We start from the raw sequence: 22,408 nt of genomic DNA, 5'->3' as shown, positions 1-22,408 counted from the left end.
CAGAACCCATAGCGTATGGAGCAGCTCTTTGAAGACACCTGCATGCAATGCAGCAAGATTATTACCCAAGCCTACAGTACCTCCTTTTCCCTGGGCATCAAGTCGCTGGACAAGAAGTTCCACTTGCCCATCTACGCCATTTATGGCTTTGTGCGCTGTGCCGACGAGATCGTGGACACGTTTCATAACCATGACAAGCGCAAGCTGCTGGCCGATTTCAGGCAGCAGACCTACGAGGCCATCGACCAGAAGCTAAGCCTGAACCCGGTGCTGCATGCCTTTCAGTGTGTGGTCAACCGATATGGCATCGACAAGGCGTACATCGAGGCCTTCCTCAAAAGTATGGAAATGGACCTGGAGCCGCACGCCTACGACCGCGAGCTCTACAACGAGTACATCTACGGCTCGGCAGAGGTGGTGGGGCTGATGTGCCTGAAAGTGTTTTGCGAGGGGGACCGGGAGATGTTCTCCAGGCTGGAGAAGCCGGCGCGCAGCCTGGGGGCGGCTTTTCAGAAAGTGAACTTCCTGCGCGACATGAAGAGCGATTATGATGAGCGCGGCCGGGTATACTTCCCGAAGGTGGACTACATGCAGTTCTGTAACCAGTGCAAGGCTGAGATAGAGCAGGATATCATGCAGGACTTTAACAGTGCCTACGTGGGCATTATGGCCTTACCCCGCTCGGCGCGCATGGGCGTGTACCTGGCGTATGTGTACTACCTCAAGCTTTTCCGCAAGATCCAGGGCCTGCCGGCAACCCATATCCTGAATGAGCGCGTAAGAGTACCTGACAACACGAAGCTGGCACTGTTGCTCAGCTCCTACGTCAAGTACCGATTTAACGCGATTTAAATGCTATATAAATTACCCCTTATACTTTTACTGCTTGTGGCGCAGCTTGCCCTGGCTGACGCCAAGGCCCGCTACAACCTGAGTGAACTGAGAAACGAGTACCTGGAGGCGAGCCTGGACAAGGCCGCTGCCGAACAGTTTAACAAAAAGATGGCTGGCTACAAAGGGAATGATCCCCTGATGCTGGCCTACAAAGCTGCCTCAGAGGCGGTGATGGCCAAGTATGTCTGGAACCCCTACAGCAAGCTGAAGCAGGTTAAAACCGCTGCCGCCCTTTTTGAGGAGGCGGTGCAACTGGATGAAAAGCATCCGGAGATTCGGTTTCTACGCTTCACGGTGGAGCATTACGTGCCCCGCTACCTTAACCTGAGCCCCAACCTGGAGAGCGACAAGCGGGTGATGATTAACAGCCTGAAGGCGCATCCGCAGTCAGGAGTTTCCACGGAGTTTGCCCGCACCATGCGCGACTTCCTGCTCTCCAAGGATCATTGCACCGAGGCAGAGAAGGAGGAGATCCGCCGCATCAGGATTTAGGGGAAAGTATACGGGGCAGTTGGTGCGTACCTGTTGCAAAACCAAAGTATAGGGAGTGGTTAAAGTATAGATGCCGCAGAATTTGTGTCCTTTAGCTTTTACCCATTACCCGTTCTTCATTAATCATTGGGAAGTATGTACCTCTACCTGTATCTGAATATTTTCACCATCCTATTCCCTTTTCTGCTGTCCTTCGACCGCAAAGTGGCTTTTTATAAAGATTGGGGGGCGCTTTTCCCGGCGATTTTGGCTAACGGCGTATTTTTTATAGTATGGGATGCCCTGTTTACCGAGGCGGGTATCTGGGGCTTTAACGAGGAGTACCTGACCGGGATTTACCTTTTTAACCTGCCGCTGGAGGAGGTGCTCTTTTTCCTGACCGTGCCCTACGCCTGCGTGTTCATCTACGATGTACTCAACGCCTACATCACCAAAGACCTGCTGCAGCCATACGCTAAAACCATCGCTGTGGGCCTGATGCTGGTCCTGCCGCTGATCGCTGTCTTCCATATGGGACAGGTGTATACTTCCATCACCTTTATGCTGCTCACGATCATGCATTTGGTGCACCTCAGGTTTTTCGGCACGCGCTACCTGGGGCGCTTTTACCTGGCATACCTGGTGCACCTGGTGCCCTTTCTGCTGGTTAACGGCGTGCTTACTTATATGCCGGTTGTGTGGTACAACGACGCCTACATCCTGGGCCTGCGCATCGTGTCCATTCCGGTGGAAGATACCTTGTATTCCATGCTGATGCTTTTGCTGACAATCTCTGTGTATGAGGGGATTAGGAGCCGAAAAAGTGTCAAACAATATCGGCCTGTAACGGTATAGAGAGTATGGGCACCCTGCACGTAACGATTGATAATAACTCCGGCTTCTGCTTTGGGGTAGTGTATGCCATCCAGATGGCAGAGGACATGCTGGAGGAGCAGGAGTATTTATACTGCCTGGGGGATATCGTGCACAACGATGTGGAAGTGGAGCGGTTGCAGCGCCGCGGCCTGCGTATTATCTGTCATGATCAGCTGCGGGAGCTGAAGAACGAGACGGTGCTTATCCGCGCGCACGGCGAGCCGCCTGAAACCTACCAGATTGCCCTGCAAAACAACCTAACCCTCATCGATGCCAGCTGCCCGGTGGTGCTTAAGCTGCAGAACCGCATCAAGTCCTCTTTCGATAAGAGTGAGCAGATCTACATTTACGGAAAGCATGGGCATGCCGAGGTGATGGGCTTGCTGGGCCAGACAAACAACCAGGCCGTGGTGTTTGAAAGTATGGAGGAGTTGCTGCAACACCAGCTGCCGCCTAAAATCACGCTCTATAGCCAGACGACTAAGAGCACCGACAATTTCTATAGTATAAAACAGCGCCTGGAGGGCCAAGGCTATGAGGTAGACGCAAACGACACCATTTGCCGCCAGGTATCCAACCGCGATAAGGAGTTGCGTACTTTTGCCGCCAAATTCGATAAGGTGGTTTTCGTGTCCGGAACCAAGTCGAGCAACGGCAGGGTGTTGTACCAGGTGTGCAAGGATACCAACCCGCAAACATACTTTGTTTCCAAGGTAGAGCAGCTGCAGCCGGAGTGGTTTGCGGCCGGCGAGTCGATAGGCATCTGCGGGGCTACTTCCACGCCCATGTGGCTGATGGAGCAGGTGCGCGACGAGTTGCTGAAGTATGAACTTTAGTTACGAATCACGTATTTCGTATCACGTATCACGATTTAGGACATAAGTTTTTGTGACAAAGGACTAAAGACTATCTGATATTTTGTCAAACAGTCTTTTGTCAAAGCGGAAAAGACCACAATCGTACTTCGTGATACGTGCTACGTGATACGATAAGCAAGATGGCCATAGCAAGAAAAAGCGATTTCCGGGGAGTTTGGATAGCGGCAGGTATACTTGTCTGCTGGGCCGGGCTATTGGTATACTTGCTGACGACCTTCACGGTGAACTTCACCTCGCCGTTGACTTATCTTTTTATCTTGCTGCAGACGCACCTTTACACCGGCTTGTTCATCACGGCCCACGATGCCATGCACGGCGTGGCCGCCCCCGGCAGGCCCAAACTGAACAGGCTCATTGGCACCATTACGGCCCTGCTGTTTGCCTATAACTGGTATCCGCGCCTGTTGCCGCGCCACCACCAGCACCACCGCCACGTGGCCACTGAGCATGACCCTGATTATCACCACGGCTCCTTCTGGCCCTGGTACCTGAGTTTCCTGAGGCAGTACATTACATGGTGGCAGCTGCTGCTCATGGCCCTCACGTTTAATGTGCTTCAGTTATACTTCCCGCTGGAGAACGTGGTGCTGTTCTGGATGCTGCCCGCCATTTTGGCTACGTTTCAGCTGTTTTACTTCGGCACCTACCAGCCGCACCGGGGCGAGCACCCGGAAGAAAATCCCCATAAATCCACCACCCAGGCTAAAAACCACCTGTGGGCTTTCCTGAGTTGTTACTTCTTCGGCTACCACTACGAGCACCACGACAAGCCTTACATTCCGTGGTGGCAGCTCTATAAAACCAAAATATAGGTGGATAAAGTATAAATTGTTACCCCCTGTTTCGCAACAGCAGCGGGGCGGCTGCCGTATCGGTAAAGGTTTATGATGACGTTAACCTTTGCCATTCCTGTACATGAAATCCAGATCAAGCTTTTTGGCTCTTGGTGCCCTGCTGAGCCTGTTTGTGCTATGTCGGCCTGATGCTGCAGCCCAGACCTTTGTAAACGGAGGTGCCGGAAAGGAGCCTGCTTCGGTGAAGGCGGGCGTTAGTTTTGTGTGGCTTTCTGAAAACGACAGCCAGGGACTGATGTTCAGCAATAACTTTAGCCATTACCTGGGCAAGCGCCTGGCGCTGGGGCTCAACCTGGGCCTGTTGTCTGCCAAGCGCTACGACGATGCCAAGCAAATCTATACTATCCAGAATACTTTCTACATGGGTTCACTGGAGGCTGCTTTTGATGTGATGCACGGCGAGAAGGTGGATGTGCGATTCGGGGCAGGCCCGGCCTTCCGGCACCGCGCCGAGATAAACTCCGACCCGGAGGGGCAGGGAACGCAGGATGGCTCCGTTACCCATATCAAAACCTCCGATGTTGGCTTTCACGGCTTTCTGGAAAATGACTTTGACATACTCCGTAATGGCATCGCCGGGGGCAAAATTTCTTACTTCCACTTCAATGATGGCACGCCCATACTTTCCATCGGGTTGCACCTGGGCTTCAGGTTTTAAAGAGCATAACTGCAAAGTATAAAGTATAAAAAAAGGAGCCCGGTCAGGCTCCTTTTTTTATACTTTATACTTTGAAAAGCTTAGTGGTCGCCGGCTTCTTTCTTGCAGCAGTCGTCGAGGCGGTTGTAGGCGCGCGCATCGGCCGGAAGCTCATTGGCGTCGTAGCCTGCCTTCGTTACTGCCTTCAGCACGTTATCGGTGTTGGTCTTGCGGGTATCGAACACCACGGTCAGCACCTTCGATTTCACGTCCAGGTTTGAGGACTTTACCCCTTTTTCGTAGGCCATGGCTTTCTCCAGCGTGGTTTTACACATGCTGCACACGGCAGAGGTTTTAATCTGTACCGTTTCGGTGTTGCCTTTCTGGCCTTGTGCGTTCGCGGCCATACTTACCAGGGCCAGCGCCATCGAGAAGAAGATGCGGAGTTGTTTCATCTGTATTTGATTTTAAAGTATAACAGGAGAAATAATTAATTAATTCTGAATCGCAGGCCGGCATACACAATGCGCCCGGTTACCGGTCCCCAGACCATGCTTGCATCAAAGTCGCTGCCAAAAGGATCGTTAGCGCCCATGATAGGGTCTGCTTGGCGGTAATTTAACAGGTTTTCCGCTCCCAGGTAAACATCCCACTGCTTAAACGCACGCGTGACCTGCGTATTGACGGTGGCAAATCGCTTGGAAGTCTGCGCCGGCTCCTCCGCATTTCCAGCTACAGGCGCAAGCGGCATCAAACCAAAGTATTGGGTGGTCAGGTCGGCACGCCACTTGTCGAACGGGGTGGCAAAGCCCAGGTTTACAAAGAAGCGGTGCTCCGGTATCATGGGCCGCTGCAGCAACTCTCCCTGATAGCTGGTCTTCACGTCGTAGTACTTATAGGCAGCCTTGGCGTCCAGGCCTTTGAGGACCTCGTACTGCAGTTCGGCCTGGAAGCTGTTGGAGTAGGAGCGACCATCCAGATTATAGAAAAGCACCTGCCCCGGCTGGCTGTACATATCTGCTACCACTTGGTTGAGGAAGTTGGTGTGGTAAAAGTCCGTCACGAAAGCGCCCGGACGGCCGGCTAGTTCAAAGTAATGGGTAAACGACCCACCCACGTTCCAGGCCTCCTCCGGCTGCAGCTCCTCCTGCACGGTCAGCCTTCTGGAGCTGACGAGCGCGGAGGTGTTCTCGGCAATCGCGTTTGCTACCCGGAAGCCCTTGCCTGCTGCCAGGCGCACAATCGTATTGGGCGAGAAATCATACTTCACATTGAGCCTTGGCGTAAACACGTTGCCGTAGAGGTTGTGGAAATCCACACGGGACCCGGCTACCACGGTCAGGTTCTCGGCGTTGTTGTAGATATACTCGGCAAACGCGCCCGGCACCCGCTCGTTGCGGCTAAAGGCAGAGTCGGTTAAAGCCTCATGGTAGTCCTCGAAAGTATAGCTCAGGCCGGTTTTATACGTATGGCGCGTGTCCCCGATGATGGACTGGAAGATAAGCCGGGCGTTGGCGCTGTTCTGCTCGCCGTCGTAGGTGCGCAGGCCATACTGCGAGTTGAACCTATGGTGCGTAGCCGAGGTAATGAGGCCCAGGCTCTGGTAAGGCTTGCCGGGGAAAGTATAGGAAGTCTTGTTAAAGCCTGATAGCCGGTCCACTTCCGATTCGGTGCCGTAGTAAGCTTGCTCCGCCTGCGGGATGTCCTCGTCATACGCCATCTGCCCACCCACTTTCGTCTCGCGCAGCGCATTCAGCCCAAACTCTGATACCCAGGCGCCGTGTTCATACTTCCACTTGTTGTACACATTGTACTGCGAACCCAGCGAGAGGTCCATAAAGCCGTCGTCGTTGCGGTCGGTGCGGTTGTGGAGCTGGTTGGTGTGCAGCATGAGCAGGGTGCTCCATTTTTTGCCCAGGCCGGTGGCCAGGTTCAGGTTGGCGTCGTAACGGGCCAGGCTGTTGCCATAGAGGTTAAAGTATAGCCGCTCCGCCTTAGCCGGGTCGCGCAGCGTCACGTTCACTTGCCCGGATATCGACTCGTAGCCATTCAGTACCGAGCCCATGCCCTTGATGATGTCGATGGACTCAATAAAGGTACCCGAGAGGTAGTTGAGCCGGTAAGGTGTGGCCAATCCGTGCAGCGCAGGCACGTTATCAGTCGTCAACAAAGTATAAGAACCGTCCAGACCGAGCATCTGTATCTGTTTGGCGCCGGATACGGCGTCGGTCATACTTACCTCCACCGAGGCGTTGGTCTCGAAGCTTTCAGCCAGGTTGCAGCAGGCTGATTTCTCCAAATCCCGCCGGGTGATGATCTCCGTTTGAGTGGGAGTAAGGGCCGAGTGGCGCTCTACCTGTCCCTCAATCACCACCTCCTTCAGCCCGGAAGCGGGACTCAGCGATAGTATCACCTGGTTCTTGCCGGCCACATCCACCGTGTCAGAAGTATAGCCAATATAGGTCACCACTACCTGCGGCGTGGCGGCATCGGCCTGTTGGAGCGTGAAGTTACCGGAACCGTCGGTGGCAGTGCCCTTGTCGGTACCGAGCCACACCACATTGGCTCCTATCAGGGGCTGGGCAGGATTGGTTTTATCTACCACCTTGCCCTGTAGTTGCTGGGCTGTGGCTTGTTGTATGGAAAGTATGGCAAGCAGAAGGAGTATAAAGCCTCTGGTGTTGCCGCTTAAGTAGGACATGGTAAATGAATCGTTAAGCCTTCAGAATAAACAGGACAGGCGCAGGGCATGGGACCAAGCGCAGGGTAGTTTTCTGAAGCAGGCTAAACAATCAGGGTATGCAGGAAATACAGCAGTTGCCTGCCGTACAGCGGGGGCGAGCTGTCGCTGTAAGTATAAATGGGCTGTGAAGTGGTTGCACCTGCCAGAAAGTGGAGAACAGGGCGCAAAGCAGCGCTTTGTGAGAGCAGCGGCTGGGGCAGGTGGAAGGCCTTGTGTTCCTGAACTGGCTCCAGCTTTTCGTAAGACACCTGTTTTTCGCAGCAGTCATCCGTTTCGCCGTCTTCCGGGTGCTCACAGCATGTGTCTGGCTGCGCGGCTACAGCATTCGGAGAAAGGCCGGTTACCTCGCAGAAGCGGCTGCTCAGGGCTACCCCAAAGGAGCCCAGCAGCACGCTCAGGCTCAGGGCCAGCAGAACCGTATGTCGGAAGGTGTTTCTCACGCTACAAATGTATGAAAATCTCCTCCACTTTGCTCCACCTTGGTAATATCCCTTCCACTTTCTCCCACTTTTGCCATTTTGCCCCACTTTGGGTGTGGCTAAGTATAAAAAATAGTGTATGTTCTATGTTAAAGGTGTATTAATATGATAATCAGTTCTTTGTGTTTTAGTTGGCTCGTATTTTACAGATTTTAAGGATACGCAGCAAATTTAGTTATACCCAAAATCAGAGGGCGGTGGTGTGGATAATGTGGATAAGTGGTGTGGATTACCATAATTTATCCACAAAGTGGTAAAAAGTGGGAGATAGTGGTTGCTATCTTTGGTTGAATGGCTACATTTGTATAGTCCAAAGTCTATACGGGCCAAAGCGACATCGTCTATGAACTTCCTCTCCGGCGAATACGAGTGCAAGATCGATCCGAAGGGAAGGTTGGTTTTACCTGCGAAGATAAAATCCAACCTGCCGGAGGCGTCTGGCAATCATGTGGTGCTGATGAGGGGGTTTGAGCCGTGTCTGGTGCTGTATCCGAAGGCAGAGTGGAAAGTGATTTACGATAAGGTGGCCGGCCTGAATGAGTTTAACGAGGAGTACCGCCACTTCCAGCGAAACTTCTTTCGGGGTAACACGGAGATAGAGCTGGATGGCGCCGGGCGCTTTATCGTTCCCAAAACCATGGCCCGTTTCGCGGACCTGGAGAAGGAGGCGATTGTGGTGGGGCTGGGCAACCGCGTGGAGATCTGGAACCCTGATAAGTATGAGGAGTTCCTGATCAAGGACCAGCAGAGTTTCTCGCAGCTCGCCCAGAAGTTTTTGGGTGATAAACCGGCAGAGGAGACAAGTATATAATGGAATATCATCGCCCAGTTTTACTGGAGGAGTCGGTTGAGGCGCTGGCCATAAAGCCAGACGGAATATATGTGGATGTGACGTTTGGTGGCGGTGGCCACTCGGCGCGCATCCTGAAAGAGCTGACAACTGGTAAGCTCTACAGTTTTGATCAGGACAGCGACGCGCAGGAGCAGTCGAAGAGGTTGGAGGGACCAAACTTTCAGTTTGTGCGCGCCAACTTCCGGGATTTGAAAAAGTACCTGCGCCTGTATGGTGTAAAGAAAGTAGATGGGATTCTGGCAGACCTGGGGGTTTCGTCGCATCAGTTTGATGTGCCGGAGCGTGGGTTCTCCACCCGCTTCGACGGACCGTTGGACATGCGCATGAACCCGGATGCCGGTATCACGGCGCAGGAGGTGCTGGAGACTTACTCAGAGGAGCAGTTGCACCGCATCTTCGGCATCTACGGGGAGGTGAAGAACGCCAAAACCCTGGCCAGAACAGTGGTGGAGAAGCGCAACCGCCAGCCATTGGAAACCATCGCGCAGTTTAAGCAGGTCATCAGCTCCTGCACCCCGAGGGGAAAGGAGAATAAGTACCTGGCGCAGGTGTTCCAGGCGCTCCGCATCGAGGTGAACGACGAGATGAAGGCGCTGGAGGAAATGCTGGAGCAGGCGGCCGAGGCGCTGAAGCCGGGCGGAAGGCTGTCGGTGATTTCGTATCACTCGCTGGAAGACCGGATGGTGAAGAATTTTATTGCAAAGGGTAAATTTTTCGGGGAGGTGGAGAAAGACCTTTTCGGGAACGAGATAAAGCCGCTGGAGTCGGTGCATCGCAAGCCGATCACGCCAACAGAGGAGGAGCTGCTGCAGAACAGCCGCTCCAGAAGTGCCAAGCTAAGAGTGGCAGAGAAGAAGGAGGAGCGCGAAGAAAAGTAACAAACTTATTAGCTAGAGGAAACAAGTATGGCTTCTAATGTACTCATTAAAAATACAGACGCCCCGAAGAAGAACGCGGCGCGAGTGAAGCAAGAGGCAGAGGAGCCGGTAAGGCCAAAGAAGAAGGGATTCAGCCTGTTTGCACTGCTGGATAAATACGCCAATGTTGATGCCTTGTTTGAAGAGGGGGTGCCGCTTAAGTATATGCCGCGCGTTCTGTTTCTGACGGGCATTACGCTTTTATACATAGGCAATACCCATTTCGCCGTCAAAACCATACGGCAGATCGACAAGGTGAAAGTGGAGGTGGAAGACCTTCGCGCCGACTACTCCACGCTGAAGTCGGAGTACATGGAGGCGAGTAAGCAATCGGAGGTGGCCCGCAATGTGGCCCCGCTCGGCCTGGAGGAAAGCTCCCGGCCGCCATACCAGGTTATCGTGAGCCCAGATGAGTATTAAGAAATCCATACTGGTTCGGGTTAGGCTGGTCTTCCTTTTTGTCTGCCTGTTTGCATGCGCGATCGTGTATAAGATCGTGCATATCCAGTTTCTGGACGGCGACAAGTGGAAGAATATCTCTAACGAGCGCCGCATTTTTTACAAGCCGGTGCACGCAACGCGTGGCAATATCCTCTCCGATAACGAGAGCATACTGGCCACGTCGCTGCCGTTTTACCGGGTGGCCTTCGACCCCACCGTGGCAAAGCCGGAGGTGTTTAATGCAGGGGTAGATTCGCTGGCCATGCTGCTTTCGCGCTTCTATGGTGATAAGTCGGCCGAACACTACCGCCGCAAGATGAAGAACGCGCGGCACTCCGGCAAAAGGTACGTTCGCCTGAACAGCAGGCAGATTGGCTACCAGGATAAGAAGGTGATGTCCCGCTGGCCCATCTTCCGGGAAGGCAAGAACAAGGGCGGGGTGATTTTTGAGAAAGTAGAAAAACGCTTCAAGCCATTTGGTATACTAGCCGAGCGTACCATTGGCTTCATAAACGAGGATAAGAACGGGGCCGGCCTGGAGTACAGCTTCAACGCCAACCTGTCCGGGGTAGACGGAGAGGCGCTTTTCGAGCGCATAGCCGGTGGCAGCAAGCCCATCTACGATGGAACGGAGGTGAAGCCGCAGCACGGGTATGATATCAAAACCACGCTGAACGTGAATCTGCAGGACGTGGCCGAGAGCGCGCTGTACAAGGCGCTGGAGCGCACGGACGCGGAGTATGGAACCGTGATTCTGATGGAGGTGAAAACAGGCGAGATAAAGGCCATTGCCAACCTGGGCAAAACCAAGGGCGGTTATATAGAGGACTATAACTACGCAGTAGGCAACCAGGGGCGAACCGAGCCGGGTTCTACGTTTAAGCTGGCCTCTATGATGGCCTTGTTTGAGCACCGCCCCGACATCAGCCTAACCGATACGGTGGACGCCGGGGATGGCCGCTACCGCATCAAAAACACCATTATGACCGACGCCAAGATTAACGGCTACGGTAAGATAACGGTACAGCAGGTTTTTGAGAAGTCATCCAACATCGGCATCGCCAAGCTGATGGAGCAATATTTCGGACATGAGCAGCAGGCTTATGTCGATTACCTGAACAAGTTTGGATTGAACAGCACTCTGGGCTTCCAGATGGATGGAGAGGCGGTGCCTTACATGAAGAGTACGCATGACAAGGATTGGTACGGCACCACGCTTACCTCCATGTCCATCGGGTACGAGCTCAAGCTGTCGCCCCTGCATACGCTGGCCTTCTATAACGCGGTGGCCAATAACGGCGTCCTGATTCAGCCGATCATCGTGAAGGAAATCCGCAAGGTGGATGAGGTGGTGCAATCGTTTCAGACCCGCGTGCTGAACGAGAAGATCTGCTCAGACGAAACGCTGAAGAAGCTGAAGGTGATGCTGGAAGGCGTGGTGGAGAATGGAACGGCTCGTAGCATCCGCAACGCAGACTATAAAATTGCAGGTAAAACCGGTACGGCCCGCAAAGTGAAGAACGGACGCTATGTGCGCGAGTACTCTACTTCCTTTGCCGGCTACTTCCCGGCCGATAACCCGAAGTATAGCTGCATCGTGATCATCGACAGCCCGAAAGGGGTGAACGTGTACGGCAGCGACGTGGCGGCGCCGGTGTTTAAGGAACTGGCCGACAAGGCCTATGCCCTCGACCTGGGCATGCACAAGCCCATGCACGAGCGCGTAGTTCCGGACAAGGAGAGCTTGCCGGTGGTGCAGGCAGGAAGTCTGGACGATCTGAAGCTGATCTATAACAACCTGGGCGTAAGCACCCGGGCGGGCGTAACGGAGGAGGATTGGGTGAAGGTGGAAGCTCAGAGACGCTCTCTGGAGTTTAAACCCAACCCGGTGCTGCAGAATAAGGTGCCGGATGTGGTGGGAATGACGCTGAGAGATGCCTTGTACATACTTGGCAACCAGCATCTGAAAGTGGATGTGCAGGGGATGGGCAAGCGTGTGAAGAAACAGTCCTTGGCTCCCGGAACCGATATAAACGAAGAGAAAACGATAACTATTATACTTGGCTGATGCAGCTACTGCAGAACATACTACAGAATGTAACCGCGCTGAGCACCCACGGTCCGCTGGATGTGGCCGTGCAGGGCATCACCTTCGACTCGCGCCAGGTGCGGGAGGGGGTGCTGTTTGTGGCGGTGCGCGGGGTGCAGGCTGACGGCCATACGTTTATCAGCAAAGCAGAAGAGGCCAACGCCGTGGCGATTGTCTGTGAGGAGCTGCCGCAGGAGCTAAGCCCAAGTATAACCTATGTTCAGGTGAAGGACTCTTCCGAAGCGCTGGGCTACCTGGCCTCTGCCTTCTACGGCAACCCATCCGCGAAGCTGAAGCTGATCGGGGTGACCGGCACAAACGGAAAAACCACCTCGGTAACGCTGCTCCACAAGCTTTTCCGCGAGCTGGGCTACCATGTTGGGCTGATCTCGACAGTGCAGAACCAGATAGACGAGGAGGTAATCCCCTCCACCCACACCACGCCGGATGCCGTGAAGCTGAACGAGTTGCTGGCGCAGATGGCCAAGGCCGGCTGCACGCATGTTTTCATGGAGGTAAGCTCGCACGCGATGGTGCAGCACCGGGTAGTGGGCATCACGTTTGCCGGGGGTGTTTTCACCAACATTACCCACGATCACCTTGATTACCACGGCACATTCGATGAATATATCAAGGCAAAGAAGTCTTTCTTTGATATGCTGCCGAAAAATGCTTTTGCCCTGATTAACGCAGACGATAAACGCGGGCCGGTAATGGTACAAAACACCAAAGCCAGCACGCATTTTTATGCTTTACGCAGGGCGGTGGAGTTTAAGGGCCGCATCATCGATAATACTATTCAGGGATTGCACCTGGAGGTGGACGGGCAGGAGATATGGGCCAAGCTCATCGGAACGTTCAATGCCTACAACCTGCTGGTTGCCTATGGTGTGGCCGTGCTGCTGGGTGAGGACCCGACAGAAGCCCTGACTGTGCTTTCCAGCCTGAACTCTGCAGCCGGGCGCTTCGATTACATCGTGTCGGAGTCGCAAATAACTGGCATTGTGGACTATGCCCATACACCGGACGCGCTGGAGAACGTGCTGAACACTATCCAGCAGATCCGAAACCCTAACCAGAAAGTGATAACGCTGGTGGGCTGCGGGGGAAACCGCGACGCGGCCAAGCGCCCGTTGATGGCTGATATTGCCTGCCGCCTGAGCGATAAAGTTATACTTACTTCTGACAATCCGCGCTTCGAGGAGCCGCAGGCCATATTGGATGATATGCAGAAAGGCGTGAAGCCGCTGGATTATAAGAAAACGCTTTCGGTGCTGGACCGTAAGGAGGCCATTAAAACTGCCTGTATGCTGGCCGAGCCGAACGACATCATCCTTATTGCCGGAAAAGGCCACGAGACATACCAGGAGATAAAAGGGGTGAAGTATGATTTCGATGACAAGCAGGTGCTGCGCGAGCTGATGCAGCAACTGGGAAAATAAACGATTAGCAAAACAATTTTTAGCCAAAGGATACTGATTACAGAGTAAATGCTTTACCACCTTTTTACATACCTCGACCGCGAGTTCGACCTGTTTGGTGCCGGCGTGTTCCAGTACATCTCGTTCAGGGCGGGTATGGCGACACTGGTTTCGCTGCTGATTGCGATGATTTTTGGCGGCAGACTGATAAAAGTGCTGCAGCGCAAGCAGGTAGGCGAGTCTATCCGGGACCTGGGCCTGGAGGGGCAGATGGAGAAAAAGGGCACTCCCACCATGGGCGGCCTCATCATTCTGCTGGCCATCCTGGTGCCGGTGCTGCTGTTTGCCCGCCTCGACAACGTGTATGTGCAGTTGATGATCGTATCCACCGTTTGGCTGGGTCTGATCGGCTTCCTGGACGATTATATCAAGGTTTTTAAGAAGAACAAGGAAGGCCTGGCCGGGCGCTTTAAGATTCTGGGCCAGGTGGGCCTGGGGCTGATCGTGGGCCTGACCTTATACTTTCACGAGGACGTGGTGGTGCGCCAGTACATCCTGGCCGACGGCAGTACCTCCGCGGTAAATGCCTCCAGGCAGTATACCGACGTGCACAGCATGATCACCACCATTCCGTTCCGCAAAAACAACGAGCTGGACTATTGCAACCTGTTTTCGTTTGCAGGTCCGCTGTTCGAGGGGTGGTCCTGCTACCTGTATATCCCTTTCGTGATCCTGGTTATCACCGCCGTATCCAACGGCGCTAATATCACAGACGGTATCGACGGTTTGGCAGCGGGTACGTCGGCCATCATCGGTCTGACGCTGGCCATTTTTGCCTGGCTATCAGGTAACACCATCTTTGCCGATTACCTGGACATCATGTTTATCCCGAACTCCGGTGAGCTAACGATTTTCTGTCTGGCCTTTGTGGGGGCCTGCGTAGGCTTTCTGTGGTACAATACCTACCCGGCGCAGGTGTTCATGGGCGATACAGGCAGCCTTGCCATTGGCGGCATCATCGCGGTGCTGGCCCTGATTGTGCGCAAGGAGCTGCTGATTCCTATACTTTGCGGCATCTTCCTGGTAGAGAACCTGTCGGTGATGCTGCAGGTGAGTTACTTTAAGTATACCAAAAAGAAGTATGGCGAGGGCCGCCGCATCTTCAAGATGTCGCCGCTGCACCACCATTACCAGAAACTGGGCTACCATGAGTCAAAGATCGTGGGCCGCTTCTGGATTGTGGGCATCATGCTCGCAATTCTGACACTGGCAACGTTGAAACTGAGATAGGGTGTAGTTGTTGGATGATAGTTATTAGTTGTTAGAAGATTTGGAAGGAGCTGAAGTAGGGAGAAGTTATACTTCGCTGGAAGTATGGATAAAAAGTAGGGCCTTGGTTAAACATGTTTATTTGTTAAGCAAGGCTTTCCCGAGGGAAGAAATGTTTGGGTTGACGGCCCAGGTTAGAAATGCAGTAATTTCCGTTCCTTCTAACATAGCAGAAGGCTGCGGCAGGCAGTATGCCAAAGAGGCAATTAACTTCTTTCATATTGCAAGAGGCTCACTTTATGAGACAGAAACGCAGCTTTATGTTGCAGCAGACTTAGAGTATATCTCGCCGGAGCAGCTGAAGAGCGTGTTAGGAGATATTATGGAATGCAAGAAGTTGCTTAACGGCTTCATTAAGTATTATAGAGGGCTATAGTTATCCCTAATAACTGACAACTAAAAACTAGTAACCAAAATGAAGATAGCGATACTAGGAGCAGGGGAAAGCGGAGTAGGGGCAGCTTTGCTGGCAAAGGCAAAGGGGCTGGAGGTATTCGTGTCTGATAAAGGTGAGATTAAGGAGCAGTACAAGGCTAAGCTGGCCACGGCTGCCATCCCTTTCGAAGAGGGAAATCATACGTTAGAAACCATACTCAACGCCGATGAAATCATTAAAAGTCCTGGCATTCCTGATAAAGCTGCAGTTATCCAAGAGGCAACCAAGAAACAGATACCTGTAATATCTGAAATTGAGTTTGCCGGCCGGTACACCGATGCGAAGTTCATCTGCATTACGGGGACCAATGGCAAAACCACTACCACGCTGCTCACTTACCACCTGCTCAAAAACGCAGGCATCAATGTGGGGCTGGCAGGGAATATTGGGGAGAGCCTGGCAGAGAAGGTGATCGAGGACAAGCACGACTACTACGTGGTGGAGCTGAGCAGTTTTCAGCTCGACAACATGTACAGGTTCCGGCCGCATATTGCCGTGCTTACCAACATCACCCCGGACCACCTGGACCGCTACGAGTATAGCATGGACAAGTATGCGGCCTCCAAGCTGCGCATTGTGCAGAACATGGCGGGCGAGGATTTCTTCATCTACAACGCAGATGACGAGAACATCCGGAAGGCCTTTGACGCAGCCAGCTTTGGCGGTGTTACCGTACCTTTCTCGCTGCAAGGTGCTGATGAGGCGAAAGTATACGTTGAGGGCAGCAGTATAAAAGTAGCTGCCAAATTCCATGAGGGCACGGTGGATACCTCAAAATCCGGCCTGATTGGAAAACATAATCAGTACAACACCATGGCGGCCGTGGCCGTGGCCAAGCTGATGGGCGTGGAGGACGCGCAGATTGAGCAGGCGCTGGAGACGTTTGAGAATGCCGACCACAGGCTGCAACTGGTGGCCATTGCCAAGGAGGTCAGCTACATCAACGACTCCAAGGCGACCAACGTGGAAGCGGTGTGGTATGCGCTGGAAGGTATAAAACAGCCCATTGTCTGGATCGCCGGTGGCGTGGACAAAGGCAACGATTACAGCACGCTGGTAGCGCTTGCCCGTGAGAAGGTGAAGGTGCTCGTGTGCCTGGGCATAGACAATGAGAAACTGAAGGAGGCCTTCGGGCGCGTGGTGCCGATTATCGCGGAAACCACCTCCATAGAATATGCCGTGCGCCTGAGCCGTTCGCTGGCAACGCCCGGCGACGTGGTGCTGCTTTCGCCGGCCTGCGCCAGTTTCGACCTTTTTAATAATTACGAACACCGGGGGCAGCGCTTCAAGGAGGCTGTGGAGAAGATAGTGCTGAAGAAGTAAAGTATAAAAGTATAAGCCAAAGGTATGGTAAAGCAGTGGTTACAGAAAAACCTGAAGGGAGACCCGGTGCTATGGGGCATCGTGATCGCGTTCTCGCTGATCAGCGTGGCCGTGGTTTACTCTGCCACAGGTACCCTGGCTTATAAGAAAATGGAGGGGAACACGGAGTACTTCCTGTTTAAGCATACCTCCCTGATTTTGGTGGGGCTTGCCTTTATGTGGCTGGCGCACAAGATCCCGTACCGCTTCTACTCCAAGCTTTCGCTGGTGGCGCTGGTGGTGTCTGCGCCGCTTTTGCTGGTGACATATTTCTATGGCTCCAATATCAACGAGGCCTCCCGCTGGATCACGATTCCGGTTATCAACCAGACGTTCCAGCCTTCGGACTTGGCAAAGCTAGCGCTGATCTCCTACCTGGCGAGCATGCTGTCCAAAAAGCAGCAGTACCTCGAGGACTGGAAATCAACGCTGGTGCCGATGATGATCTGGACGGTGGCCATCTGCGCTCTGATTGCCATGACCAATACCTCGACAGCCATCCTGCTTTTTGCTACCTGCATGCTGCTGATGTTCATTGGCCGGGTGCCGGTGAAATACCTGGCAATCGTGGTGCTGGCAGGCCTGGTGATTGGAGGCGGGGCGCTGGCAGCCGGTCAGCGTATGGACACAGCCATTAGCCGCGTGCAGGACTTTATGGATCCAAACGAGGTGCCGTTCCAGCTGGAGCAGTCTTACATCGCCATTGCAACGGGCGGTTTGGTGGGCAAGGGACCCGGCAACAGCGATCAGCGCGACATTTTGCCACACCCTTACTCCGACTTCATCTATGCCATCATCCTGGAAGAGTATGGCCTGTTCGGGGGTGTGTTTGTCTTGTTTTTATATCTGGCCTTGTTATACAGGGGGCTGGTAACAGTTAGTAAAAGCGATGGAGCCTTTGCAGGGTTGCTTTCTGCCGGGCTGAGCTTTAGCCTGGTGTTGCAGGGCATGATCAATATGGCTGTAGCCGTTGGGCTGGGTCCCATCACAGGTTTGCCGCTGCCGCTGCTAAGTATGGGTGGTACCTCTTTGATTTTCACCGGTATTTCCATCGGCATTATACTTAGTGTCAGCCGGCAGGATATAAACGAGGAACGCCCTGTAGGCGCGGCAACTGCGAAAGCAACAGTGAAAGGAGCCGTGCATGCCTAGGCAGGGGCAACCATATCGCGTGATCATCAGTGGTGGTGGTACCGGAGGGCATATATACCCGGCCGTGGCCATCGCCAACCAACTTCGGGAAATAAATTCGGAGGCGGAGATTCTGTTTGTGGGAGCACAGGGGAAAATGGAGATGACGCGGGTGCCGGAGGCGGGGTATAAAATTGTGGGGCTGTGGATAAGCGGGCTGCAGCGACGGCTGACGTTGGACAACCTGTCGTTTCCGCTGAAAGTGCTCAGGAGCGTGCGCGTCTCGCACAAGATTTTAAAAGAGTTTAAGCCTGACGCCGTGGTGGGTGTGGGTGGCTATGCGAGCGGTCCGTTGCTGTACGCGGCCACCTCGCGTGGAATTCCGGCCCTAATCCAGGAGCAGAATTCCTATGCGGGCATCACCAATAAGCTGCTGGCCAAACGGGTGCATAAAGTATGCGTGGCTTATCCGGGGATGGAGGCTTTCTTCCCGGAGGATAAAATCGTGCTGACCGGGAACCCGGTGCGCTCCGACATCATGCACCTGGAAGGAAAGCGGGAGGAGGCGTTGCAGCATTTTGGCCTGAGCCCGGAGAAAAAGACAATACTGGTGATTGGTGGAAGCCTGGGGGCCAGAACCATCAACCAAAGTATAGCCGCCAACCTGCAAAGTATAGCAACAGCTGGTTATCAACTTATCTGGCAGACAGGAAAGGTGTTTTACCCGCAGGCCCAGGAACTGGAGGCGAAGTATAAAAACCAAGGTGTTCGCACACTGGATTTTATCAAGCTCATGGATCTGGCTTACGCTGCTGCCGATGTGGTGATCTCCAGGGCCGGTGCTTTGTCCATTTCGGAGCTCTGCCTGGCTGGCAAGCCTGCCGTGCTGGTACCGTCGCCGAATGTGGCCGAAGACCACCAGACCAAAAACGCTATGGCCCTGGTGGAACAGCAGGCCGCCATACTTGTGCGGGATGCAGAGGCCATGGAAAAGCTAGTGCCCACGGCACTGCAGCTTGTAAAAGATGAGAAGGAGCAGCAACGACTGCATCAAAATATACTTAAAATGGCTCGCCCTAACGCGGCAGCCGATATTGTGAACGAACTGGTAAAATTGATTAGGTGAAACTGGAGGACTACAGCTATATCTACTTCCTTGGCATTGGCGGCATCGGCATGAGCGCCATTGCCCGCTGGTTCAAGGCCAAAGGCTATCCGGTGTGGGGCTACGACAAAACCCGCACCGCACTGACGGAGGCATTGGAGCAGGAGGGGATAGCTGTGCACTACGAGGACAACCTGGTGCATCTGCCAGAGGAGATCCTGCAACATAAGGACAAGACCCTGGTCGTACTGACCCCGGCCATACCAGCCGAGCATACCGAGTGGGCTTACCTGAAGGAGCAGGGCTATACGATTAAGAAGCGCTCAGAGGTGCTGGGCATCATCACGGCCTCGGCCTATACGGTGGCGGTGGCCGGTACGCACGGCAAAACCACCACTTCCAGCATTGTGGCGCACTTGCTGCATCATGCCGGCGTGGATTGCTCCGCTTTCCTGGGCGGGATTTCCACCAACCTGAACTCAAATCTGCTGATAAGCCAAGGCACAAGGGAGCAAGAAGTGGTAGTGGTGGAGGCCGATGAGTATGATCGCTCCTTCCTGACGCTGTTCCCGGATGTGGCCATTGTCACGTCGGCAGACCCGGATCACCTGGATATCTACGGCGACCACGAGGAGATGATCCGGACCTTCCAGCGCTTCATCAGCCAGGTGAAGCCCGGGGGCTTCCTGTTCCTGCACGAAGGGTTGGATTCCCGCCTCACGCAACTGGTGCAGGAAGGCGTACAGGTGTACCAGTATAGCCTGAACAACGGGCAGGCGCATGTGCAAAACCTGCAGGTAAACGGGCGCTGGTTTGAGTTTGATGTGGTAAGCCCTTTCGGAAATATAGCCGGATTAAGGTTAGGGGTACCTGGCTTCCATAATACTGAAAATACGCTGGCGGCCATACTGGCGGCGCAGGTGCTGGGAGTGCCGGCACAAAGTATAAAAGCTGGCGTGGAGGCCTTTGCCGGCGTGAAGCGTCGCTTCGAGTTTGTGTACGAGGGGCAGGGTAAAGTATACATCGACGATTACGCGCACCATCCCAAAGAGATCGATGCCTTTATGGGATCGCTGCGTGCGCTGTACCCGGACAAGCGCCTAAAAGTGATATTTCAGCCGCACCTGTTTACCCGCACCCGCGACTTTGCCGCCGAGTTTGCGGCAAGCCTCAGCAAGGCAGATGAACTGGTACTGCTCGATATCTACCCGGCCCGCGAAAAGCCTATACCTGGTGTTACCTCAGCGATGATTCTGGAGCAGGTGAACTGTCCGGTAAAGGAGCTGATGCACAAGGAGGATGTTGTGGCAAATCTGCTTAAAAACAGCGATTTTGACGTACTTGCGACCGTTGGGGCAGGTGATATTGACACGCTTGTTAAGCCTATCAAAAATATTTTAGGAAATGGAGGGTATGGGCTTGAAAAGTAGAATAAAATCTTTAATTTTTGCATGTTGTAGCGTCCTGTCAATTGGGGGCCTGGCGGCTTTTGCGACATCTAAACAGAATGAAAAAATCTGTGAAAAAGTGTCAATTAAAATTGATAATGAGTACAATAATTACTTTATTGGTGATAGCGAAGTACGAGGGCTGCTAACACGGGAAGGCGAGCGCAAACTAGAAGGGCTGCCTAACCAGAACATCGACCTGAAAAACCTTGAAAAACGCATAGAATCGCATAAATTTGTGAGGGATGCGGAAGTTTACAGAGGGTTAGATGGAAACATCCAGGTATTTGTAAAACAGAACAGGCCTATTGCAAGAATTATACGACAAGATCAAGATGTCTACATCGATGCTGAGGGGAACATTCTGCCCCTCTCCGACAGATACACGGCGCGTGTAATACCAATAACTAAGTCAGCACAATTAAAACCGACTGACCGGGGATTCTTCAGGGATTCTTTAGGCCATTCATACCTTTCATTGCTCCAGTTTATCGAAAACGACGAGTTCTGGAAGGCACAACTTGCCCATATGCACATAGACGGCAGAGGCAAGGTCTCTTTTCTGCCCCAGGTAGGCGAGCACACGATTGAGTTCGGCAAGCCGGAGAAGGTGGAGGAGAAGTTTAAGAAGTTAGCCATACTTTATAAGAAGGTACTGCCCACCATGGGATGGGACCGCTACAAGAGGGTTAACGTGGAGTTCGAAGATCAGATTATTTGCGAATAAGAAACATAGATATGCAGAACGACAAAATTGTAGTAGGCTTGGATATTGGGACAACCAAGATTTGCGCACTTGTTGGTCGGAAGAATGAATTTGGCAAGCTGGAGATATTGGGCATGGGCAAAGCTACATCGGAAGGTGTGGTGCGGGGTATTGTGAGCAATATCGACAAAACGGTAGATGCCATCAAGAAAGCCATCCGTCAGGCCGAGGAGCAGTCAGGCATCAACATCGGAGTGGTAAACGTGGGCATTGCCGGGCAGCATATCAAGAGCTTGCAGCACAACGGCAGCATCACGCGTCAGGTATCGGATGATGAGATCACGCTGGAGGATGTAAACCGGCTGACCAACGACATGTACCGCTTGGTGACGCCTCCGGGAAGCGAGATCATCCATGTGATGCCACAGGAGTACAAGGTGGACTACGAGGAAGGTATAGTTGATCCGGTGGGTATGTCGGGTGTGCGCCTGGAGGGCAACTTCCACATCATCACAGCGCAGTCGAATGCTATCAACAACATCAACAAGTGTGTGTCCCGTGCCGGACTGGAGGTAGAGCAGATGATACTGGAGCCACTGGCATCGAGTATGTCTGTGCTGAGCGATGAGGAGAAAGAGGCTGGGGTAGCATTAGTGGATATTGGAGGCGGCACCACAGATTTGGCAATCTTCAAAGACAATATTATACGCCATACCGCTGTTCTTCCATTCGGGGGCAATATCATCACCTCTGACATTAAGCAGGGTTGCATGGTGATGCAGAACCAGGCCGAGCAGCTGAAGGTGAAGTTCGGACGCGCCATTGCCGATGAGGCTTCTGAGAATGAGATCGTATCCATTCCAGGCTTGCGCGACCGCACGCCCAAGGAGATTTCCCTCAAAAACCTGGCTTACATCATAGAGGCAAGGATGGAGGAAATTGTGGAGCTTGTTTATGCGGAGATCGTACGCTCCGGGTACGCCAACAGCTTGGCCGGTGGCATTGTGATTACTGGCGGCGGCGCGCAGCTGCAGAACCTGGTGCAGCTGGTAGAATACATCACCGGCATGGATACCCGCATCGGGTACCCGAACGAGCACCTGGGCAGATCGAAGGTAGACGCCGTGAAGGGGCCGATGTACGCGACCAGCGTAGGTCTTGTGCTGGCAGGTTACTACCCGCTCGACCAGCGCATAGAGCGCCGATCGGAGGTGTCGGAGCAAGTATACAATAAGGTAGCCGAGCCAAAAAGCACCGGTGCCAGCAGTAGCAGCAGCGGAGGATTGTTGCAGAAGCTCAAAGGATTTTTATCAGACGATATAGACTAAGAACAAAGAA

At 53.3% G+C, this 22,408-nt stretch carries 22 protein-coding genes; 19 read left to right on the top strand and 3 right to left on the bottom strand.

Annotated features, from left to right (window positions below; all coding sequences use genetic code 11):
• Positions 1-15 precede the first annotated feature (15 nt).
• From C8N40_RS10930 to C8N40_RS10905, 6 genes are all read left to right on the top strand, one after another.
• Positions 16-852 (top strand): phytoene/squalene synthase family protein, encoded by an 837-nt coding sequence (locus C8N40_RS10930; RefSeq protein ID WP_108211819.1) that lies wholly within the window; start codon positions 16-18, stop codon positions 850-852.
• Positions 853-1,386 (top strand): hypothetical protein, encoded by a 534-nt coding sequence (locus C8N40_RS10925; protein ID WP_108211818.1) that lies wholly within the window; start codon positions 853-855, stop codon positions 1,384-1,386.
• Positions 1,387-1,521: 135 nt separating this feature from the next.
• The gene (locus C8N40_RS10920; RefSeq protein ID WP_108211817.1) at positions 1,522-2,220 is read left to right on the top strand and encodes a lycopene cyclase domain-containing protein; all 699 of its coding nucleotides are present in this window, start codon (positions 1,522-1,524) and stop codon (positions 2,218-2,220) included.
• A 5-nt stretch (positions 2,221-2,225) separates the two neighbouring features.
• Positions 2,226-3,077, top strand: a complete 852-nt coding sequence (locus C8N40_RS10915; protein WP_108211816.1) for a 4-hydroxy-3-methylbut-2-enyl diphosphate reductase — start codon at positions 2,226-2,228, stop codon at positions 3,075-3,077.
• Positions 3,078-3,238: 161 nt separating this feature from the next.
• A complete protein-coding gene (locus tag C8N40_RS10910; RefSeq protein WP_108211815.1) occupies positions 3,239-3,931 on the top strand; it encodes a fatty acid desaturase in 693 nt (230 codons plus the stop codon).
• A 103-nt stretch (positions 3,932-4,034) separates the two neighbouring features.
• Positions 4,035-4,631, top strand: coding sequence for a hypothetical protein (locus C8N40_RS10905; protein ID WP_108211814.1), 597 nt, complete (start codon positions 4,035-4,037; stop codon positions 4,629-4,631).
• Positions 4,632-4,711: 80 nt separating this feature from the next.
• On the opposite strand, the gene C8N40_RS10900 is transcribed toward C8N40_RS10905, so the two are convergent.
• From C8N40_RS10900 to C8N40_RS10890, 3 genes are all read right to left on the bottom strand, one after another.
• Complete coding sequence (locus C8N40_RS10900; protein ID WP_108211813.1) at positions 4,712-5,065, bottom strand: heavy-metal-associated domain-containing protein; 354 nt, start codon at positions 5,063-5,065, stop codon at positions 4,712-4,714.
• 35 nt (positions 5,066-5,100) lie between these two features.
• Positions 5,101-7,311, bottom strand: a complete 2,211-nt coding sequence (locus C8N40_RS10895) for a TonB-dependent receptor (RefSeq protein ID WP_108211812.1) — start codon at positions 7,309-7,311, stop codon at positions 5,101-5,103.
• An 83-nt stretch (positions 7,312-7,394) separates the two neighbouring features.
• Positions 7,395-7,793: an HYC_CC_PP family protein gene (locus C8N40_RS10890; protein WP_108211811.1), complete on the bottom strand. Its 399-nt coding sequence runs from the start codon at positions 7,791-7,793 to the stop codon at positions 7,395-7,397.
• Positions 7,794-8,175: 382 nt separating this feature from the next.
• Between C8N40_RS10890 and mraZ the strand changes: the two genes are divergently transcribed.
• From mraZ to ftsA, 13 genes are read left to right on the top strand one after another with little or no spacing between them, the layout of a single operon-like run.
• Complete coding sequence (gene mraZ, locus C8N40_RS10885; protein WP_108211810.1) at positions 8,176-8,643, top strand: division/cell wall cluster transcriptional repressor MraZ; 468 nt, start codon at positions 8,176-8,178, stop codon at positions 8,641-8,643.
• Positions 8,643-9,563, top strand: coding sequence for a 16S rRNA (cytosine(1402)-N(4))-methyltransferase RsmH (rsmH, locus tag C8N40_RS10880; RefSeq protein WP_108211809.1), 921 nt, complete (start codon positions 8,643-8,645; stop codon positions 9,561-9,563). The genes mraZ and rsmH overlap by 1 nt, the downstream gene beginning before the upstream one ends.
• A gap of 27 nt (positions 9,564-9,590) precedes the next feature.
• Positions 9,591-10,022, top strand: coding sequence for an FtsL-like putative cell division protein (locus tag C8N40_RS10875; protein WP_108211808.1), 432 nt, complete (start codon positions 9,591-9,593; stop codon positions 10,020-10,022).
• Positions 10,012-12,111 (top strand): penicillin-binding protein, encoded by a 2,100-nt coding sequence (locus tag C8N40_RS10870; RefSeq protein ID WP_108211807.1) that lies wholly within the window; start codon positions 10,012-10,014, stop codon positions 12,109-12,111. The genes C8N40_RS10875 and C8N40_RS10870 overlap by 11 nt, the downstream gene beginning before the upstream one ends.
• Entirely contained in the window at positions 12,111-13,574 is a 1,464-nt protein-coding gene (locus tag C8N40_RS10865) for a UDP-N-acetylmuramoyl-L-alanyl-D-glutamate--2,6-diaminopimelate ligase (protein ID WP_108211806.1), read from the top strand. Before C8N40_RS10870 ends, C8N40_RS10865 begins: the two co-directional genes overlap by 1 nt.
• Before the next feature lie 48 nt (positions 13,575-13,622).
• Positions 13,623-14,843, top strand: a complete 1,221-nt coding sequence (mraY, locus tag C8N40_RS10860; protein WP_108211805.1) for a phospho-N-acetylmuramoyl-pentapeptide-transferase — start codon at positions 13,623-13,625, stop codon at positions 14,841-14,843.
• 28 nt (positions 14,844-14,871) lie between these two features.
• Positions 14,872-15,258, top strand: coding sequence for a four helix bundle protein (locus C8N40_RS10855; RefSeq protein ID WP_245905079.1), 387 nt, complete (start codon positions 14,872-14,874; stop codon positions 15,256-15,258).
• Between the two features lie 39 nt (positions 15,259-15,297).
• Positions 15,298-16,641: a UDP-N-acetylmuramoyl-L-alanine--D-glutamate ligase gene (gene murD, locus C8N40_RS10850; protein ID WP_108211804.1), complete on the top strand. Its 1,344-nt coding sequence runs from the start codon at positions 15,298-15,300 to the stop codon at positions 16,639-16,641.
• Positions 16,642-16,665: 24 nt separating this feature from the next.
• On the top strand, positions 16,666-17,832 hold the full coding sequence (locus C8N40_RS10845) for an FtsW/RodA/SpoVE family cell cycle protein (RefSeq protein WP_108211803.1): 1,167 nt from the start codon (positions 16,666-16,668) through the stop codon (positions 17,830-17,832).
• Positions 17,825-18,937 (top strand): undecaprenyldiphospho-muramoylpentapeptide beta-N-acetylglucosaminyltransferase, encoded by a 1,113-nt coding sequence (murG, locus tag C8N40_RS10840; RefSeq protein WP_108211802.1) that lies wholly within the window; start codon positions 17,825-17,827, stop codon positions 18,935-18,937. Before C8N40_RS10845 ends, murG begins: the two co-directional genes overlap by 8 nt.
• Complete coding sequence (murC, locus tag C8N40_RS10835) at positions 18,934-20,346, top strand: UDP-N-acetylmuramate--L-alanine ligase (protein ID WP_108211801.1); 1,413 nt, start codon at positions 18,934-18,936, stop codon at positions 20,344-20,346. Before murG ends, murC begins: the two co-directional genes overlap by 4 nt.
• Positions 20,330-21,091, top strand: coding sequence for a cell division protein FtsQ/DivIB (locus C8N40_RS10830; RefSeq protein WP_108212057.1), 762 nt, complete (start codon positions 20,330-20,332; stop codon positions 21,089-21,091). Before murC ends, C8N40_RS10830 begins: the two co-directional genes overlap by 17 nt.
• 11 nt (positions 21,092-21,102) lie before the next feature.
• A complete protein-coding gene (gene ftsA / locus C8N40_RS10825) occupies positions 21,103-22,398 on the top strand; it encodes a cell division protein FtsA (RefSeq protein ID WP_108211800.1) in 1,296 nt (431 codons plus the stop codon).
• The last annotated feature ends 10 nt before the right edge of the window (positions 22,399-22,408 follow it).

It is taken from the genome of Pontibacter mucosus (assembly GCF_003054055.1).
Taxonomy (GTDB): domain Bacteria; phylum Bacteroidota; class Bacteroidia; order Cytophagales; family Hymenobacteraceae; genus Pontibacter; species Pontibacter mucosus.
This window is presented reverse-complemented; position numbering and strand designations above follow the sequence as displayed.

What these genes read in the sequence shown, in the direction of transcription:
- C8N40_RS10930 (WP_108211819.1), top strand. Translation starts at nt 16, where the DNA reads ATGGAGCAGCTCTTTGAAGACACCTGCATGCAATGCAGCAAGATTATT.
- C8N40_RS10925 (WP_108211818.1), top strand. Translation starts at nt 853, where the DNA reads ATGCTATATAAATTACCCCTTATACTTTTACTGCTTGTGGCGCAGCTT.
- C8N40_RS10920 (WP_108211817.1), top strand. Translation starts at nt 1,522, where the DNA reads ATGTACCTCTACCTGTATCTGAATATTTTCACCATCCTATTCCCTTTT.
- C8N40_RS10915 (WP_108211816.1), top strand. Translation starts at nt 2,226, where the DNA reads ATGGGCACCCTGCACGTAACGATTGATAATAACTCCGGCTTCTGCTTT.
- C8N40_RS10910 (WP_108211815.1), top strand. Translation starts at nt 3,239, where the DNA reads ATGGCCATAGCAAGAAAAAGCGATTTCCGGGGAGTTTGGATAGCGGCA.
- C8N40_RS10905 (WP_108211814.1), top strand. Translation starts at nt 4,035, where the DNA reads ATGAAATCCAGATCAAGCTTTTTGGCTCTTGGTGCCCTGCTGAGCCTG.
- C8N40_RS10900 (WP_108211813.1), bottom strand. Translation starts at nt 5,065, where the DNA reads ATGAAACAACTCCGCATCTTCTTCTCGATGGCGCTGGCCCTGGTAAGT.
- C8N40_RS10895 (WP_108211812.1), bottom strand. Translation starts at nt 7,311, where the DNA reads ATGTCCTACTTAAGCGGCAACACCAGAGGCTTTATACTCCTTCTGCTT.
- mraZ (WP_108211810.1), top strand. Translation starts at nt 8,176, where the DNA reads ATGAACTTCCTCTCCGGCGAATACGAGTGCAAGATCGATCCGAAGGGA.
- rsmH (WP_108211809.1), top strand. Translation starts at nt 8,643, where the DNA reads ATGGAATATCATCGCCCAGTTTTACTGGAGGAGTCGGTTGAGGCGCTG.
- C8N40_RS10875 (WP_108211808.1), top strand. Translation starts at nt 9,591, where the DNA reads ATGGCTTCTAATGTACTCATTAAAAATACAGACGCCCCGAAGAAGAAC.
- C8N40_RS10870 (WP_108211807.1), top strand. Translation starts at nt 10,012, where the DNA reads ATGAGTATTAAGAAATCCATACTGGTTCGGGTTAGGCTGGTCTTCCTT.
- C8N40_RS10865 (WP_108211806.1), top strand. Translation starts at nt 12,111, where the DNA reads ATGCAGCTACTGCAGAACATACTACAGAATGTAACCGCGCTGAGCACC.
- mraY (WP_108211805.1), top strand. Translation starts at nt 13,623, where the DNA reads ATGCTTTACCACCTTTTTACATACCTCGACCGCGAGTTCGACCTGTTT.
- murD (WP_108211804.1), top strand. Translation starts at nt 15,298, where the DNA reads ATGAAGATAGCGATACTAGGAGCAGGGGAAAGCGGAGTAGGGGCAGCT.
- C8N40_RS10845 (WP_108211803.1), top strand. Translation starts at nt 16,666, where the DNA reads ATGGTAAAGCAGTGGTTACAGAAAAACCTGAAGGGAGACCCGGTGCTA.
- murG (WP_108211802.1), top strand. Translation starts at nt 17,825, where the DNA reads ATGCCTAGGCAGGGGCAACCATATCGCGTGATCATCAGTGGTGGTGGT.
- C8N40_RS10830 (WP_108212057.1), top strand. Translation starts at nt 20,330, where the DNA reads ATGGGCTTGAAAAGTAGAATAAAATCTTTAATTTTTGCATGTTGTAGC.
- ftsA (WP_108211800.1), top strand. Translation starts at nt 21,103, where the DNA reads ATGCAGAACGACAAAATTGTAGTAGGCTTGGATATTGGGACAACCAAG.